Here is a 15,640-nt window from a genome sequence, read left to right on the forward strand (position 1 = left end):
GGCGTCAGGGCAGGTGGGCCAGGCCGGCGCAGGCGTCCCACAGGCGCCTGCGGGCCTCCGGGTCCGATCCCATGCCGGGCGTGGCAAGTTCCTTGCGCTTTGCCCAGAGCTTTCCGGAAACGCCCGCCGTTTCCTTTGACGCGGCCAGCCAAAGGGCAGTGTCTGCCGCCTTTTCTGCCGGTGCGCCGAAGGTATTGGTGAGCAGGCGGAACGGGCCGCCGACGTCCTTCAGCAGCGACGTATTCCTGACCAGGCCCGGGTGGACGGCGTTGGCCGCCACTCCCGAGCCGCGCAGCCGTTCGGTGAACTCCTGGGTGAGGAGGACCCGGGCCAGCATGGTGGGTGGCGTGGAGCGCAGGAAGCTGTACCGGCCCTTGGCGGTCTGGAGGTCGTCAAAGTTGAGTTTGGTGTTGCCGTACCTGGACGCGATGTTCACGATCCGGGCCGTCCCGGCCGCTGCTGCCGCGTTCCTGAGCGCGTTAAGCATCAGGTTGGTGAGCAGGAAGTACGCCATGACGTTGGTGGCGAACGTCAGTTCCAGCCCGTCGGGAGTGACCTGGCGCTCCTTGCGGAATACGCCCGCGGAGTTCACCAGGACGTCGAGTCTGCTGTGGCGCGACTGGAAGTCCGCCGCGGCGGCAGTGATCGAGGACTGGACCGAAAGGTCGCAGGCCAGCGGCTCCAGCAGCGCCGACGGGACGAGGCGGCGGATGACATTAGCCGCCTCTTCCGCACGCGCGGGGGAGCGCCCCACCACCACAACCAGGGCGCCTTCGCGTGCAAGGCCCGTGGCCACGGCCTGTCCCAGGCCGCTCCCCGCGCCGGTCACCAGCGCCACGGTTCCGTGCATGGAGGCCATCCTTTTTCGCCTTGCGGGCCGGTCAGCGAACGATCTTGAAGTTGAACGCGGGAGTGCCCAAAGCGCCCCAGAGACGAAGCCAGACAGGGAGGAGCATTTCGGTGCCGCGGGCAGTGGAGATGTCCCCGAGGTCAATGATGTCCTGGTGGCCGAAATCCTTCAACAGTCCCGTGACAACGTACTTGGCATCCGCATCGTTTCCGGAGACGAAGACGCTGCTGGCTTCGGGAAGGGCGGCCGGGTGCACCATGAGGTCGGCGTTCATGGTGTTGAGCGACTTCACCACGCGGGCGGCGGGGAATGCGCGCTGGATCTGCTCGCCGAGCGAATCGGTGTCCTTCACGAACAGTGTTGGGGGCATGCCGTGGCTGAAGTCCAGCGGGTTGGCGATGTCCAGGACAACCTTGCCGTCAAGACTCTCCGCGCCGGCCTGCGCCAGGACCTCCAGCGATGCGTTGCCGTTGGTGGCATTGACGATGAGCTCCGCCCCGGCGGCGGCGCCGGCAAAGGTGGTCAGCGTAATGCCCGGGTTAGCGGCAGCCCAGGTGGCGAAGGGTTCGGTGCCCATGGCGTCGGCTTCAGTGCGGGCGAGCGTGGCGTCCGGGTTGCGGGTGCCAACAGCCACGGTGTGGCCGAGCTCCGCCAGCCGGGTGGCGATGGTGCGGCCGACAATGCCGGTTCCGAGGACTGCAGTCTTCATGCGTGGTTCCTTTTATTTGTTCTGGGCTTGGCCTGATCCAATGTGACGGATCGTTCTCATCAGTTTGTGACGGATCGTTCCGTCTGTCAAACTTGGAGGCAGGAAATCTTTAGCTGAGGTTTGGAAGGGTGGGGTTTGCCGTGGCACGCAAGAGCGGCGAGGAGAACCGGCGCAATGTGCTTGAGGTGGCCACGCGCCTGTTCTACCAGCGGGGAATCCGTGCGGTGGGAATGGATACCGTGGTCAAGGAATGCGGGGTGGGAAACGCCACCATCTACCGGCAGTTCCCCACCAAGGACGCTCTGGCCACGGCGTACGTCCAGGGGCGCGCGGATGCCTGGTTCGAGCGGATGCGGCAGGCTGCGGAGGAACGGGCCGAGGCCCGGGAGAAGCTCATTGCCGTGTTCGAGGTATTGGCTGGAGACACCGCCGGCGCCACCTACCGCGGGTGTCCCATGCTGAACACGAACACGGAGTTCCCGGAGGGCAACCATCCGGCGCATTTGGTGGCCGTAGCGCACAAGCAGCAGGTGCGGGACTGGTTCCATACCCTGGCAGTCGACGCCGGCGCGCAGGATCCCGGCGAGCTGGCCGAGGAGCTGCTCATCGTCCTCAACGGGGCCTACGCAACGGGTGCGGTCCTCGACAGCGCCCTGTATGGCAAGCGTGCCCTGAACCTGGCCCGGCGCCTCATCGACGGCGCCTGCGCCCCGCGCTAGGTGCGGGAAGAGACGCCAGGTCCGCTGACGCACTCCTTGCCGCGGCGCCGTCATTGCAGGAAGTGTCTCAGGGGCGGGTTATTCTCGACACATGAGTGATCCCGGCGCCCAGGCCCGCATCAGTCCGCTGCAAAAAGCCGTGTGGTGGGCCCAGGACTATGCCTACGCCGCGGGCTGGCAGGTCCGCGGATTCCTGTCGCGCGTGAAGCCGGAGTCCTTCCGCACCGGCAACCGGGCGCCCGTGCTGATCATCCCCGGCGTCTACGAGAACTGGCAGTTCATGATGCCGCTCATCCACGCCGTCCACGACGCCGGACATCCCGTCCACGTGGTCACGGTGCTCCAGCGCAACAAGATGAAGGTCCCGGACGCCGCAAAGCTGGTGGCCCAGCACCTGGAGGAGGCGGGGCTGCGCGATGCCATCCTGGTGGCGCACAGCAAGGGCGGCCTGATCGGAAAATACGCCATGCTGTCCCTGGACCCTGAGCACCGGATCGACCGGATGATCGCCGTGTGTGCACCCTTCTCCGGCTCCCGCTACGCCCGGTACATGCTGCTGCCCAGCCTGCGGATCTTCTCGCCAAAGAACGCCCTGACGCTCCAGATGTCCCGCGAGCTGGCCATCAACAGCCGCATCACCTCCATTTACGGACCGTTCGATCCGCACATCCCGGAAGGCAGCGTCCTGCCAGGGGCCACCAACATTGAGCTGCCGGTGGCGGGGCACTTCAAAATCCTCGGCGACCCCGCCACCGCCCGGATCATTGTGGAGCAGCTGAACCTTCCGGCCTGATTTTGATGGGGCTCTGCGTTGCTGCGATGTGCCGTGCAATGAAGGCCGCGTCCCTGCCCACGCCGTGGACCATGGAGGACGCCAGCGACTGCTGGAAGATGGCGCCCAGGAAATAGAGCCCCGCCTGGGCCCTCACCACGCCCCGATCCTGTTCCGGCCCGCCGTCAGGGCCGAACACCGGCAGATGGATCCATTCGAAGTCCGGGCGGAAACCGGTGCACCAGATGACGTTGGCCACCTCCAAGGTGCGTCCGTCCGCGAGCAGCGGCAGGCCGTCTTTGCTGCCTTCCGTCCTGGGAACGCGTTCGACGCCGGCACGCACCAGGTCGCGGTTCTTCACCCTGACCAGTGGTCCGCTGTGTGCGAGGATCTGCGGGCGGGCCTTGCGGCCCATCGGCGTGTTGAGCGTCAGGATATGGGAGAAGGCGAAGAAGACGGCGAGGGTGAGCGGCCTGGCGGCCATGGCGTCGATGGGCCAGGGGATCTCCCCGGGGTGCCTGCCGGAGAGATAGGTTTTACGGGTGGCAGCCAGTTCCAGGGCGATGTCCGCACCGGAGTTCCCTGCCCCGACCACCAGGACAGGGCCCGCGGCGAGGTCTTTTGGGCTCTTGTAGCTTGCCGCCGTGAACTGCCGGACGGCCGGGTTGAGGTCCCGCGCGAACGCCGGCACCTTGGGCTTCCGGTCCCAGCCGGCCGCGACCACCACATTGTCCGCCTCGAAGTGCTGGCCGCCGGCTGCGACGGCGAAACGGTGTCCGTTGTGGCTCAAGTTGGTGACCCGCACGTTGTTCCTCACCGGCAGCCCGTACCTTTCCGCATAGCTGCTGAGGTAGTCGGCGAACTCCTCCCGGGAGGGGTAGGACCAGGGCGGCGCGGGGAAGCGGCTGCCCGGAAGTGCGTCATAGCGCGCCGGCGTGAACAGCCGGAGGGAATCCCAGCGGGTACGCCAGCTGTCACCGGGCCTGGCATTCCCATCCAGGATGACGAAGGGACGCTTCAGGCGGGACAAGTGGTAGCCCATGGCCAGACCTGCCTGGCCGCCGCCGATCACCACGGTGTCGAAGTGCTCTGACATGGTGCCCTGCCCTTCCGCCCTGGACCTCCGGCTTTTTGGATGCTGCGCATTGCCACCGCCGGTCCAGGCTTCCTGCTAGGATTCATCCGAATACACTTCGGATGAAATTAGGGTAGGCCTGCCGATGAATGCAGTCAATCCCCCGGCACGCCGCTATCACTCGCCGCGGCGGAAGGAACAGGCGGCGGCCACGCGCGACTCCGTCCTGGGTGCTGCCCGTGAGCTCTTCGTGGGGGAGGGCTACCGCTCCACCACCGTGGCCGGCATCGCACGGAGGGCCGGCGTCGCCGTCGACACCATTTACGCCACCATCGGCCGCAAGCCGGATCTGCTGCGGGAAGTGGTGGAAACAGCCATCTCGGGGACCGGCCAGGCGGTTCCCGCTGAGCGCCGCGATTACGTGATCCGGATGCGGGAAGCGAAGACTGCAGCGGAGAAGATCCGGATTTATGCGGTGGCTTTGGCGGGGATCCAGCCGCGGCTGGCTCCGGTGTACGTGGCGCTGCGCGATGCTGCCGGCACCGATCCCGACTGCGCAGCCCTCTGGAAGGAGATTTCGGAACGGCGTGCGGCGAACATGCTGAAGTTCGTCGAGGAACTTGCTGCCACGGGAGAGTTGCGCAGCGACCGCCCGGCCGCCGAGCTCGCGGACGCCGTATGGAGCATGAACGGGCCCGAATACTGGGTGCTGTTGGTGGACCAGCGCGGGTGGAGTCCTGACCAGTTCGCGGCCTGGCTCGACGACGCCTGGTGCCGGCTGATGCTCGAGCCAAAATGAGTCTGATTTGGATAGAAGCGCAGGTCAGAGGCTTATTGAACTTTCAAATAACTTGAGCTTTCGTTGACCCTTTACCCCCTCACTTCCTGAGGTTGGCCGTGCAATGTTGTCCCCAGTTAGGCCAACACACCATAAAAGTCTGAGGGGACACACCATGAAGAACAGCACTCTGATCAAGGGAACCGCAGCCATCGCCGTCGGTGCAGCACTGTTGCTGGGCGGCGGCGGAACCCTCGCCGCATGGAACGACCAAGCAACTGCTGCTCCTGGCAGCATCGTTTCGGGCGATCTCAAGATTGGTCTGAACAGCGCTCCCGGAGTCTGGACTGACCGTGCCGGCACCGACATCACGGCCAAGATCAAAGACGGAACATATCTGGTAGTTCCCGGCGACCTGCTCACCTTCAAGCAGGATCTCGACGTGACACTTACGGGAGCCAAGATGGCAGCGAACATCACCGCCAGCGGTGCAAATGCTGCCAACGGGTTCGTGGGCGACAGTGTTGTCGTCTCGGCGCCGGTGCTGACCCTGGGAGCTACTGATGTTGTTGCTAACCCGCTCACCACCTCTAAGAAGGTCACAGCAACCATCACGTTCCAGTTCAAATCCGGGACAACGGGCCGCGTGGATGTCAACAAGACCTACAACTTCAACAACGTCGAGTTCACCCTTTCCCAGGTGCTCCAGGCGGGCGCCTAGCAGCCCCGGGCGGGTGGCTGAAACGCCACCCGCCTGAATTACGGAAGCAGGAACCAGGACCAGGAGGAGATCATGCGCATCAAGCGCAGGCTGCAGGCGGCAGTATTGGTCGCCGGTGCAGTGGTCCTGGGCCTGTTGACAGTTCAGGGAACCTACGCGTTGTGGAGTGCGGCGGCGTCCGCCTCTCCTGGAACCATTACGTCGGCGTCGTTCGATACGGCGCTGACGGCGGTCAACACGGGCCAAACAACCACCATGACCCTGGCCAACGGGACGCCAGCCACCCTGACCCTGTCACCCGCAGGGACCCTGGGGCCAGGCACTCCGGTCTACGGCGGTGTGGTGGTCACCAACAGCACCAACGCCGGCGGCCAGTTCAACACGACCATGACGGCAAGCCAGCCCGCCATCGCCAATGTCGGCGGCGGAACCCTTGCCGGCTACATCAGTGTCAGCGCCAAAACGGCCGCTTCCTCGGCCGAATGCAGCACCACCGCAGGCTTCGCGTCGATCAGTACCGCCGGGTTGGTCTCGCCTACGGTTGCAAAGGGCGGTTCCACGGTCTTCTGCTTCCAGGTCAGCCTGAACGCGAACGCCGCAAACGCCTCACCATCAGTAGAAGGAAAATCTGTGACCATCTCCATCCAGCTCACCGCACGGCAGCTCTGAGGGGTGTGTCCGGTGAGTACTGACCTGACCGAACGCCTGCTCGGCGGCGACGCCGGCTCCACCGAACGCCGGAACGGGACCAAGGCGGACACGCAGCAGCGGGGACGCAGGCGCAATGCCGCCTGGACCGCCGTCGGACGTTTGCTGAGCTTGGCCGCCATGCTGGCGGCACTTTTCGCCGCGATGGTCCTGATCGTGGTGCCGGTGGCCACGGGCTCGCAGACCTATACGGTGCTGACCAACTCCATGGCCCAGAAATACCCGCCGGGCACGTTCATGGTGATGAAGCCTGCGCCGTTTGACGAGCTCAAGTATGGCGATGTCATCGCCTTCCAGCTCTACTCGGGCCGGCCGGAGGTGGAAACACACCGGATCGTCGGTTTCGGGTCCACCCAGCAGGGCGAAAAGACGCTGATCACCAGGGGCGACAACAACGGCGCCAACGATGAGAACCCGGTCCGCGCCATCCAGGTCAAAGGCAAGTTGTTCTACGCAGTTCCCTACGTGGGTTTCGTGGCCAACTTCCTGGGCAACTCGGACCGGGGAATGTGGACGGTCATCGCGGCCGTGGCCCTCATCGGCTACGGCGCCATCACCATCTACAAGTCGGTCCGCAAAACCCGTTCGCCTGACCAACAGGCTGCCGAGGCGGAGTAGATGCCACGGTTACGGAACCTTCCCGGTGGTGGACTCGCCGTCGGGGCGTTCGTCCTCACGGTGCTGTTGGGCGCAGGCGGCGCCTCGGCGTCGGCCCTGTGGCAGCAAAGTGCGACGGCCACGATGACCGTCACCGCCTCCGGCACGTGGCCCGGTCCCGTGTTTCCCACGCCTGTTTGCAGCAACGTGGACAGCGCGAACAAGTACGTATCACTCGGGTACTCCGGTTTATCCGAGGCCCCTGTGAAGCTCACCTTTTCCGCCGCCGGAACCAACGGAATATACGGGACGACGACAGATGCCGCCGGACCATTCGGGACTTCCGGGAGCGTCACGCTGTGGGGAGACTCCGCGATTTTCACCCAAGTCAACACCAGCCCGGCCACAGTCAAGATCGTTGCTACCTTCTCCGGCGGTTCGCAGACGACGGTGTACGTCAAGGTGAGCCTCGAGATCGGGACCGGAAACAAGAAGATCTCCTGCGCCTGACAGGACGCCAGCCCGGCGGAAGAAGGTGCCGCTGCAATACCCCCAACGCAGCGGCGCCGCCTCCCGCCGAGCTGGCCTTTGCCCGGGAAGGCGCGTGCCGCCGTCGTACTTTCCCGCCCGTGTCTGCCGGCTGTCTGGTGACGGCCGTCCGTACACTGGCACCATGTCATGCCGCATCAGCGAACTGGTCCTGAACTGTGCCGACCCGGAACTGCTTGCGCGGTTCTGGAGCGATGTCCTGGGGTACGTGGAGATCGACCGTGAGGACGGTGCGATCGAGATCGGGCCGCCTGACGCCGGCTTCGGCGGCCTGCAGCCCACCATCTTCCTGAGCCCCAGCAGCAATCCACGGGTGGGGAGGCTTCCGCTGCATATCGACGTCAACCCGGTGGACCGGGACCAGGACGCCGAACTGGAACGCCTGCTGGCCCTCGGCGCGCGGCCGGCCGACGTGGGGCAGACCGGCGATGAGCAGTGGCACGTGCTGCAGGACCCCGAAGGCAACGAGTTCTGCCTCCTGCGCAAGCGGCTCGATCCCATAGCCTGAGGCTGTCAACGGGAGAGCGGGGAATGTACCGGGCGGCGCCCACTTCAAGACGCCGCCCAGGCACCTGCAACTATCCACGCTGCGGCTCAAGCTGGAGGGCACCAATTCCTCAAGATTTGCTCAAAACTCACTGCCGGGCGCCCAACCGTGCTACGGCAGGGATGGTGGAACTCCCACAGCGAACAGGAGCACAGATGCACAAGCGCACACTCGGCCGCGACCTGGAGGTCTCTGCGATCGGACTCGGCTGCATGAGCATGACCGGCGGCTATGGCAGCACGCCGGAGCGGAAAGACATGGTGGCGCTGCTCCGGGCAGCAGTGGACCGTGGCGTCACCTTCTTTGATACGGCCGAAATCTACGGGCCCTTTGCCAACGAGGAACTGGTGGGGGAGGCCCTGGCCCCCTACCGCGGCCAGGTGGTGATTGCCACGAAGTTCGGCTTCGACATCGATCCCGTGGCGCGTAAGCCGCGCGGCAATGTCACCAGCGATCCCGGGCATATCCGCGCCGCCGTGGAGGGCTCCCTGCAGCGGCTCCGCGTGGAGGCGATCGACCTGTATTACCAGCACCGGGTGGATCCGAATGTTCCCATCGAAGACGTGGCCGGCGCCGTCAAGGAACTCATCGAGGCCGGCAAGGTGAAGCACTTCGGTATGTCCGAGGCCGCAGCGGGAACAATCCGGCGCGCCCACGCCGTCCAGCCCGTCACCGCCGTCCAAAGCGAATACTCCCTCTGGTGGCGCCGCCCCGAGGAAGAGGTCCTGGGTACGTGCGGGGAACTGGGCATCGGATTCGTCCCCTACAGCCCGCTGGGGCGGGGATTCCTGACCGGGACGCTGGACGCATCCAGCACGTTCGACGGCGGCAACGACGCACGTGCCAACATCCCCCGGTTCGGCCCGGACGCCATGGCGCACAACCAGGCTTTGGTCGAGGCTGTGCGCAGCATCGCCCGGGACAAGGGTGCGGCGACGGGCCAGATTGCGTTGGCCTGGCTGCTGGTGCAGAAGCCCTGGATTGTGCCCATCCCCGGAAGCCGGAGGCTGGACCGGTTGGAGGAGAACATTGCGGCCGCGGACCTGGTCCTTACAGACGCGGAGCTGGCGGGGCTGAACGGCCTGATCACGGAGATTCCCGTCCAGGGCGCGCGGTACGCGGATGACGCGGAGGCGCGGACCAACCTTTAATCTGAACCTGCAGCTGTGAGGGTGGGCAGGACCCGGGTGGGTTGCAGCCGAAGCAACCCTTTACCGCCTGGGTGCGCTCCGCCGTCGTGCCGCGAACGCGAACAGCGACGTAGTGGCCACCGTGGCCAGGTATCCGGCGATCACGATCAGCGCGATGCCCGCCCAGAAGTAGTTGGTGGTGCTGGCCTCCTGCCACGGGCTGGGCGCAATCCGGATCAGCGAAAACACCGCCACCACCGCCGAGGCCAGCCCGATCAGCACCGGCAGCGTGAGCCAGATCCGGGCCGAGCCCACATGCTCACCGAACCCGTCCCACTCGTTCCAGGAACCGCGGCGCAGGATCAGCCACCCCGCCGGAATCATGAACGCGCCCACCAGCAGGAACGCTGCCACCACGTCGGCAGGCCGGTGCCACTGGTTGATCAGCGTGGACACCCCGGATGCGATGGCGAAGCTGCCGCCGATGAAGCCGGCCATGGGCCGCCAGCGCGGGGACGCCATCAGGAACACGGCGGCCGCCGCGGACGCCGCCAGGGTGGTGTGCCCGGACGGCAGCGAATTCAGCTCCAGCGTCAGCACCCCTTTGTCCGGGCGCGGCGGCAGCAGGTCCTTCAGCACCTGGGTGGCCACGTTCGCGCCGATGCAGGCGGCCACGGCAATCCCGGCCTCCGCCCAGTGCCGCCGGATCACGGTGACGAACAGGACCACGACAGCGGCCATCACCAGCGAGATGGTGGGCAGCAGGTCCAGGAACCGGGTTGCTGCCTTCCCGGCGGGCCCGTGGATTTCCACCGCTTCGACCAGCGCGGACTCGTCAATGAACTGTCCGGTGGTGGTCTGGACGAAGAAGTAGTAGGTGGCAAACAGCCCGGCAATGCACGCCAGGGTGGACAGCACGAACAGGAACGCCGAGCCCGGGGCAGGCCGGGCAAGTGTCCTGGTGGGTAGTTGCCGTGAAGAAGTCATCGCGGTTAAGGGTGACACAGAAAGCTGGAAGGCCGCTTAGGGGGCGGGGGTGGGTTGGACCGGGTCCAGGCGGGGAATGCTTGCCGCGGCCACCAGCAGCGCCAGGGCGCCCAGCCCGAACGGAAGCGCAGTGAGCGTGGCGATGCCGCCCACCAGCAGGGGCCCGCCGGCGTCGCCGAGTTCGCGCCCCAGTTCCGCCGAACCCATGGTCCGGCCCATCCTCTCCGGCGGGGTGGTGTCTGCCAGGTGGGCGAAACCGAGCGGGGTCACCGCGCCGATCCCCACCCCGATGCACGCCGCGGCAACGAAAATGGTGACCACGCCGGGGAAGGCCGCCACCAGGCCGACGCCCGCGGCAACCAGCAGCAGGCCCGCCGTCGTGCCTTTGTTGTCGGTGACGGCGTGCCGGTCCCGCCGCCGCCCGATCCACGGCTGGGTCAGCACCGAGCCCAGCGCCACGACGCTTACCGCGGCAGTGCCGGCCAGGGCGTCCAGGCCGTGCCGGGTGGCCAGCGCGGGAAGGAAGCCGACGGCGGCGCCCAGCGCTCCCGTGGAGGCGGCCAGCACCAGCGTGGGGACCAGGAACCGGCGCTCGCCCACCTGCCGCGCCAGGTCCATCACCGTGTACCGCTTCCGCGGCAGCGGCGCCAGGTGCGGCACGGACACCAGCACCCACACCGCGGTAACCGCAGCAAGCGCCGACAGGGTACCGAACAGCAGCGGGAAGCCGCCGGCCAGGATCAGGCCGGCACCCAGCGGCGGGCCAATGATGTAACCCAAGCTTTTCCAGGACCCGTACCGGCCAAAGTAAGTGCCCGCCTTCCCGCCCCGGGCCATCCTTGCCACCATGGCGGACGACGCCGGCGAGAAGGCCGACGCCGCCGCGCCCTGTCCCAGCCGGGCCAGGGCCAGGATCAACGGGTCGGCAGCGCCCAGGCCGATCAGGGACAGGGCAGCAAAAGCGAGGAGCCCGCCGACGACGACCGGTTTGGCGCCGATGCGGTCGCTGAGGGCACCGAAGACGGGCTTCAGGAAGACCTCGGCAATGTCGTAGAGGGCCAGCAGGATGCCCAGGTTCAGCAGGGTCAGGCCGATGTTTTGGCTCTGCGATCCCAGCCCGGCCGCGATGCTGTGGGCACCGAACGCGGTGACGAACCCGGCGGCGTACAGGGGCGCCGAGGAGGAGCGGGCGGCTTGGTTAGTGGTCAGGGGATCGCCGGTGCTCATAGTGGGGACTTTAGTACCTTCAGAAAATTGTGAAAACTGCGAAGACTTGAAGCATGAACACCGTGGTCCACACTGCGAATTTGCATAAGCACTTCGGGCACGTCAGGGCGCTGGACGGGCTCGACCTGGACGTCCAGCGCGGTGAGATCCATGGCTTCCTGGGCCCCAACGGCGCCGGGAAGTCCACCACTCTCCGCATCCTCCTGGGCTTGGCCAGGCCCACCTCCGGCTCCGCGGCTGTCCTGGGCTTCGAACCCTGGAGCCAGGCTGTGGAGCTGCACCGGCGCCTGGCATATGTGCCCGGGGACGTAAGGCTCTGGCCCAATCTGTCCGGCGGCGAGACCATCGACCTGCTGTCCCGGCTGCGCGGCGGCACCGCCGACGGTGCAGCGTACCGCCGCCGAAAGGACCGCCTGTGCGAGGAGTTCGACTTCGACCCGGCCAAGAAGGGGCGCGCCTACTCCAAGGGCAACCGGCAAAAGGTGGCGCTGATTGCGGCCCTGGCTACCGAAGCCGAGGTCTACCTGCTGGACGAGCCCACCAGCGGCCTTGACCCGCTCATGGAGGAGGTCTTCCGGCGCGAGCTGCTGGCCGCCGTCGGCCGCGGGGCCACCGTGCTGCTCTCCAGCCACATCCTCTCCGAGGTGGAGGTGCTCTGCCACCGCGTAAGCATCATCCGGGCCGGCAGGATCGTGGACGGCGGCACACTGGACTCGCTGCGGCACCTCACCAGGTCCGAAGTTTCCTTCGCGGCGGACGGCCTGGACGCGCAGGCCCTGGCTCGCCTGGGCGCGGTGCACGACCTCACGCTCGACGCCGGGCGGGTCAGGTTCAGCGCAGACTCGGACCGGATCGCCGAGGTCCTTCCCGCGCTGGGCGCCCTGGGCGTCCAGGGCCTGACGATTGTTCCGCCGTCGCTGGAGGAGCTGTTCCTGCGGCACTACGGGGATGTTTCGGCTGCTCCGGAGCCGGAGGCTGATGCACCTGCGGGTGGACATGGTTCCCGGCGGCACCTGCTCAGTGCCCGGGGACGGAGCTGACTTGGGCGTCCTCCTTGTCCTGTGGGGCCAGCGCGTGCGGCGGGACCGCTGGCAGCTGGTGAGCTGGGTGGTGGCCATCGGGGCGTTCGCATTGTTCGCGGCGGCAGCCGTTACCCAAACCTACGGCAGCGCAGCGGCACGGACCGAGATTTTGCAGGTGGCCATCGCCACGCCCGCCATCCTGATGCTGCGCGGCCTGCCCCGCGGCGCAGACCAGGGCGCCTTCACGTTCTTCCTGATCTACGCCTTCCTCGCGCTCCTGGCCGGCCTGATGAGTACTTTCTTGGCAGTACGCCACACCCGGGCCGATGAGGAAACCGGCGGGGCGGAACTGGTGTCCGCCACGCCTGCCGGACGCCTGCTGCCCAATGCCGCCACCCTGCTGCACGGAGTCACCGCGAACATCCTCGTGGCGCTCGCCGTGTTCGCCGGCTTTGCTGCCCAGGGCCTGGACCCGCAAGGCTCCCTGACCGCCGGAGCCGCAACGGGCGCCGTCGGCCTGGTGTTCCTGGGCGTGGGGCTGCTCGTGGCCCAGTTCATGGGGACCTCGCGCGGCGCAAACGGCGTCTCTGCCGCGCTGGTGGTCCTTGCCTACGTCCTGCGCGGGATCGGGGACGCCACCGGGACGCCCGGCGCCGACGGAACCACCATGACCGAGGGGCCTGCCAGCTGGTTCTCACCGATCGGCTGGGGCCAGCAGACGTATGCCTACTCCGGGAACCGCGCCTGGCCGCTGCTGCTGCCGTTGGGGCTTGCCGCCGTCTGCCTGACGGCCGCCTGGCTCGTCCTTCGGCACCGGGACAGCGGGGACAGCGTGTGGGGTGCCAGGCCAGGGCGTGCCGCCGCCCGGCCGGGGCTACGGAGTCCGGTGGCCCTGGCACTGCGGCTGCAAAGCGGATCGATCATCGGCTGGGCGCTGAGTGGAATGGCGCTGGGACTGCTCGCGGGGTCGCTGGGCAAGGCAGTGGCCGCCCTCGATACGCCCGGGACGGGTATCACGGCGGTGATGCGGGCCATGCTCCAGGCGCAGGGGATCTCGCTGACCCAGCTCATGGTCTCGGTGATCTTCTCCATGGCCGGAGTGCTGGCGGCTGCCTGCGCGCTGCAGGCGGTCATCAGGCTGCGGCAGGAGGAAGCGGCCGGAACCGCCGAACTCCTGCTGGCCGTTCCCGTGGGGCGGGTCCGCTGGCTGGCCGGCTACCTGCTGCTGGGTGCGGCGGCTGTAGTGCTGGTCATAGGGCTGGCCGGCGTAGGTGCGTGGGCCGCGCTCGCCGGCTCCGGTGATGCGTCCATGCCCGCCGATGCGCTGTGGGAAACCGCGCTGGCCCAGGTGCCGGCGGCGCTGATTTACCTGGCTGTTCCGGCCCTGGTGTTCGTCCTGTGGCCCGCGGCAACCATCGCCGCCAGCTGGGCGCTGCTGGCCCTGGGTGTGGTGCTGGGCATTTTTGGCGGCATGCTGGGCCTGGACCAAAACCTGCGCAACCTGTCCCCGTTCACCCACACACCGGTTCCGCAGGGCGACGCCACGGACTGGAGCGGCGCATGGTGGATGCTGGCCGTCGCCGTGGTTGCAGCCGCTGTGGCAGTTGCAGTGATGCGGCGGCGGGAAGTGGGGCAGGCATGAGCGCAAACCCTGAGGTTGGGACCGGCCCGGTTTCGGGGCCCGACTCGATCCCGGGGCCTGGCTCGATGCCGGCGCCTGGCGGGGTTGCCGGGGTTGCCTCGGATTCCGGGCCTGTTGAATATGCCGATGCCGGTGCCACGGTCGCCGCTGCCGAACGAACAGCTGCTGCCTTCGCAGCGGCTGGTTTCCCCAAGATGCCGGCGCGGACGTTGCTTGCCCTGGTGTCGTCCGAGACGGGCGGCCTCACGGCGGCGGAGCTCGGGGAACGGCTGGGGGCCAGTGCAGCAGCGGTCTCCGGGGCCGTGCGGTACCTGCAGACCGTGGGCTTCGTGCACCGCGTCTCCCAGCCCGGCAGCCGCCGCGACCTCTACGCGCTGCATGAGGACGAGTGGTACGTGGTGTCCATGCGAAACAGCCCCATCTACGAGAAGCTTGCTTCGCTGACGGATGCGACGGCGGATACCCTCCCGGAGGGATCGGCCGCACGGGCCCGCGTGGCGGACATGGCCCGCTTCTACCGGTTCCTCAATTCCAGGATGCCGACCCTGTTGGATGACTGGGAGCGGGAGCGGTCCGGGGAGGGCCCGCCGTGACCATCATTGATAACGCGGTGTACGTGAACGGGCTGCGCACCGAGGACCCGGAGGACCTGGACGAGACCTACTTCCTGCTCCGCCAGCGCGAGGGGATGGCGTGGATCGGGCTGTACCGGCCGGACGGTGAGGAGTTGAAGTCCGTCGGCGAGGAATTCGACCTCAACGCCCTGGCCATCGAGGATGCGCTCGCCGGCCATCAGCGGGCCAAGCTGGAGCACTACGGCGAGTGCCTCTTCCTGGTGCTGCGGCCCGCCAGGTACCGGGACGACGAGGAAAAGGTGGACTTCGGCGAGATCCACATCTTTGCCGGTGATGAGTACGTGGTGACGGTGCGGCACGCCGAGTCTCCGGACCTGGCCAAGGTCCGGCGCCGGATGGAGTCGATGCCCGAATTCCTGGCCCTGGGGCCGGATGCCGTGCTCTACGGGATCCTTGACCAGGTGGTGGACGAATACGAGCCGGTGGTGGCCGGCCTCGAAAACGACATCGATGAGATTGAGGATGACCTCTTCGGGGCCGATCCGGATGTTTCCCGCCGCATCTACGAACTGTCCCGCCAGGTGATCATCTTCCAGCGGGCCACCAGTCCGCTGGCTGGAATACTGCAGGCCCTGATTACCGGGGCTCCGGACCGCGACCAGGCAACCGAGCTCCGGGACCACTACCGCGATGTCCTGGACCACGTCATCCGGATCAATGAGCGAGTGGCATCTTTCCGCGCCCTGCTCCAGAACGCGCTCGCCGTGAACGCGGCCCTGGTGGCCCAGCGGCAAAACGAGGAAATGCAGCGGATGACCGAGTCCAGCTTTGAACAGAGCGAGCAGGTCAAGCGCATCTCCTCCTGGGCTGCCATCCTGTTCGCTCCCACGCTGGTGGCATCTATCTACGGCATGAATTTCGCCAGCATGCCTGAACTCGCCTGGACCTACGGCTACCCCTACGCCCTGGGCCTGATGGCTGCGATGGGCCTGGGCCTTTACCTGGCGTTCAAGCACAAAAAGTGGATCTGAG

The 15,640-nt window shown here is 67.0% G+C and carries 18 protein-coding genes; 13 read left to right on the forward strand and 5 right to left on the reverse strand.

The annotated features are described in order from the left end of the window. Window positions 1–4: 4 nt before the first annotated feature. Together ACR65K_RS01070 and ACR65K_RS01075 are read right to left on the reverse strand one after the other, a co-directional pair. Window positions 5–850 carry an SDR family NAD(P)-dependent oxidoreductase gene (locus tag ACR65K_RS01070; RefSeq protein WP_440151017.1) on the reverse strand — a complete coding sequence of 282 codons (846 nt, stop codon included), beginning with the start codon at window positions 848–850 and terminating at the stop codon, window positions 5–7. A 31-nt stretch (window positions 851–881) separates the two neighbouring features. Then, complete coding sequence (locus ACR65K_RS01075; protein ID WP_440151018.1) at window positions 882–1,559, reverse strand: NADPH-dependent F420 reductase; 678 nt, start codon at window positions 1,557–1,559, stop codon at window positions 882–884. Window positions 1,560–1,699: 140 nt separating this feature from the next. Between ACR65K_RS01075 and ACR65K_RS01080 the strand changes: the two genes are divergently transcribed. After that, window positions 1,700–2,278, forward strand: a complete 579-nt coding sequence (locus ACR65K_RS01080) for a TetR/AcrR family transcriptional regulator (RefSeq protein ID WP_440151019.1) — start codon at window positions 1,700–1,702, stop codon at window positions 2,276–2,278. Between the two features lie 91 nt (window positions 2,279–2,369). Beyond that, window positions 2,370–3,071, forward strand: a complete 702-nt coding sequence (locus ACR65K_RS01085) for an esterase/lipase family protein (RefSeq protein WP_056329368.1) — start codon at window positions 2,370–2,372, stop codon at window positions 3,069–3,071. Here the strand turns inward: ACR65K_RS01085 and ACR65K_RS01090 are convergent. Continuing rightward, on the reverse strand, window positions 3,040–4,146 hold the full coding sequence (locus ACR65K_RS01090) for a flavin-containing monooxygenase (RefSeq protein WP_440151020.1): 1,107 nt from the start codon (window positions 4,144–4,146) through the stop codon (window positions 3,040–3,042). The genes ACR65K_RS01085 and ACR65K_RS01090 overlap by 32 nt on opposite strands. A gap of 124 nt (window positions 4,147–4,270) precedes the next feature. Here ACR65K_RS01090 and ACR65K_RS01095 point away from each other — a divergent pair, with 124 nt between their 5' ends. The 7 genes from ACR65K_RS01095 (at window position 4,271) to ACR65K_RS01125 (ending at window position 9,176) form a co-directional block, all read left to right on the forward strand. Continuing rightward, the gene (locus tag ACR65K_RS01095; RefSeq protein WP_440151021.1) at window positions 4,271–4,924 is read left to right on the forward strand and encodes a TetR/AcrR family transcriptional regulator; all 654 of its coding nucleotides are present in this window, start codon (window positions 4,271–4,273) and stop codon (window positions 4,922–4,924) included. 154 nt (window positions 4,925–5,078) lie between these two features. Then, on the forward strand, window positions 5,079–5,624 hold the full coding sequence (locus ACR65K_RS01100) for an alternate-type signal peptide domain-containing protein (RefSeq protein WP_056329377.1): 546 nt from the start codon (window positions 5,079–5,081) through the stop codon (window positions 5,622–5,624). 72 nt (window positions 5,625–5,696) lie between these two features. Beyond that, a complete protein-coding gene (locus tag ACR65K_RS01105; protein ID WP_440151022.1) occupies window positions 5,697–6,293 on the forward strand; it encodes a hypothetical protein in 597 nt (198 codons plus the stop codon). Between the two features lie 12 nt (window positions 6,294–6,305). Further along, the gene (locus ACR65K_RS01110; protein ID WP_056329383.1) at window positions 6,306–6,950 is read left to right on the forward strand and encodes a signal peptidase I; all 645 of its coding nucleotides are present in this window, start codon (window positions 6,306–6,308) and stop codon (window positions 6,948–6,950) included. Continuing rightward, the gene (locus tag ACR65K_RS01115) at window positions 6,951–7,439 is read left to right on the forward strand and encodes a hypothetical protein (RefSeq protein WP_440151023.1); all 489 of its coding nucleotides are present in this window, start codon (window positions 6,951–6,953) and stop codon (window positions 7,437–7,439) included. Between the two features lie 163 nt (window positions 7,440–7,602). Further along, window positions 7,603–7,986 (forward strand): VOC family protein, encoded by a 384-nt coding sequence (locus ACR65K_RS01120; protein ID WP_307088490.1) that lies wholly within the window; start codon window positions 7,603–7,605, stop codon window positions 7,984–7,986. Between the two features lie 194 nt (window positions 7,987–8,180). Beyond that, window positions 8,181–9,176: an aldo/keto reductase gene (locus ACR65K_RS01125; RefSeq protein WP_056329390.1), complete on the forward strand. Its 996-nt coding sequence runs from the start codon at window positions 8,181–8,183 to the stop codon at window positions 9,174–9,176. Window positions 9,177–9,236: 60 nt separating this feature from the next. On the opposite strand, the gene ACR65K_RS01130 is transcribed toward ACR65K_RS01125, so the two are convergent. Beyond that, window positions 9,237–10,142, reverse strand: coding sequence for a phosphatase PAP2 family protein (locus tag ACR65K_RS01130; RefSeq protein ID WP_440151024.1), 906 nt, complete (start codon window positions 10,140–10,142; stop codon window positions 9,237–9,239). A 36-nt stretch (window positions 10,143–10,178) separates the two neighbouring features. Next, on the reverse strand, window positions 10,179–11,369 hold the full coding sequence (locus tag ACR65K_RS01135) for an MFS transporter (RefSeq protein ID WP_440151025.1): 1,191 nt from the start codon (window positions 11,367–11,369) through the stop codon (window positions 10,179–10,181). A 53-nt stretch (window positions 11,370–11,422) separates the two neighbouring features. On the opposite strand from ACR65K_RS01135, the gene ACR65K_RS01140 reads away from it, so the two are divergent. The 4 genes from ACR65K_RS01140 to corA are packed head-to-tail and all read left to right on the forward strand — an operon-like array spanning window position 11,423 to window position 15,639. Then, window positions 11,423–12,409: an ABC transporter ATP-binding protein gene (locus ACR65K_RS01140; RefSeq protein WP_440151026.1), complete on the forward strand. Its 987-nt coding sequence runs from the start codon at window positions 11,423–11,425 to the stop codon at window positions 12,407–12,409. 1 nt (window position 12,410) lies between these two features. Then, on the forward strand, window positions 12,411–14,033 hold the full coding sequence (locus ACR65K_RS01145; protein WP_440151028.1) for an ABC transporter permease: 1,623 nt from the start codon (window positions 12,411–12,413) through the stop codon (window positions 14,031–14,033). After that, on the forward strand, window positions 14,030–14,626 hold the full coding sequence (locus ACR65K_RS01150; RefSeq protein WP_440151029.1) for a GbsR/MarR family transcriptional regulator: 597 nt from the start codon (window positions 14,030–14,032) through the stop codon (window positions 14,624–14,626). The genes ACR65K_RS01145 and ACR65K_RS01150 overlap by 4 nt, the downstream gene beginning before the upstream one ends. Then, on the forward strand, window positions 14,623–15,639 hold the full coding sequence (gene corA, locus ACR65K_RS01155; protein ID WP_056329405.1) for a magnesium/cobalt transporter CorA: 1,017 nt from the start codon (window positions 14,623–14,625) through the stop codon (window positions 15,637–15,639). Before ACR65K_RS01150 ends, corA begins: the two co-directional genes overlap by 4 nt. Window position 15,640 lies beyond the last annotated feature (1 nt).

The organism is Arthrobacter sp. SAFR-179 (assembly GCF_059414945.1).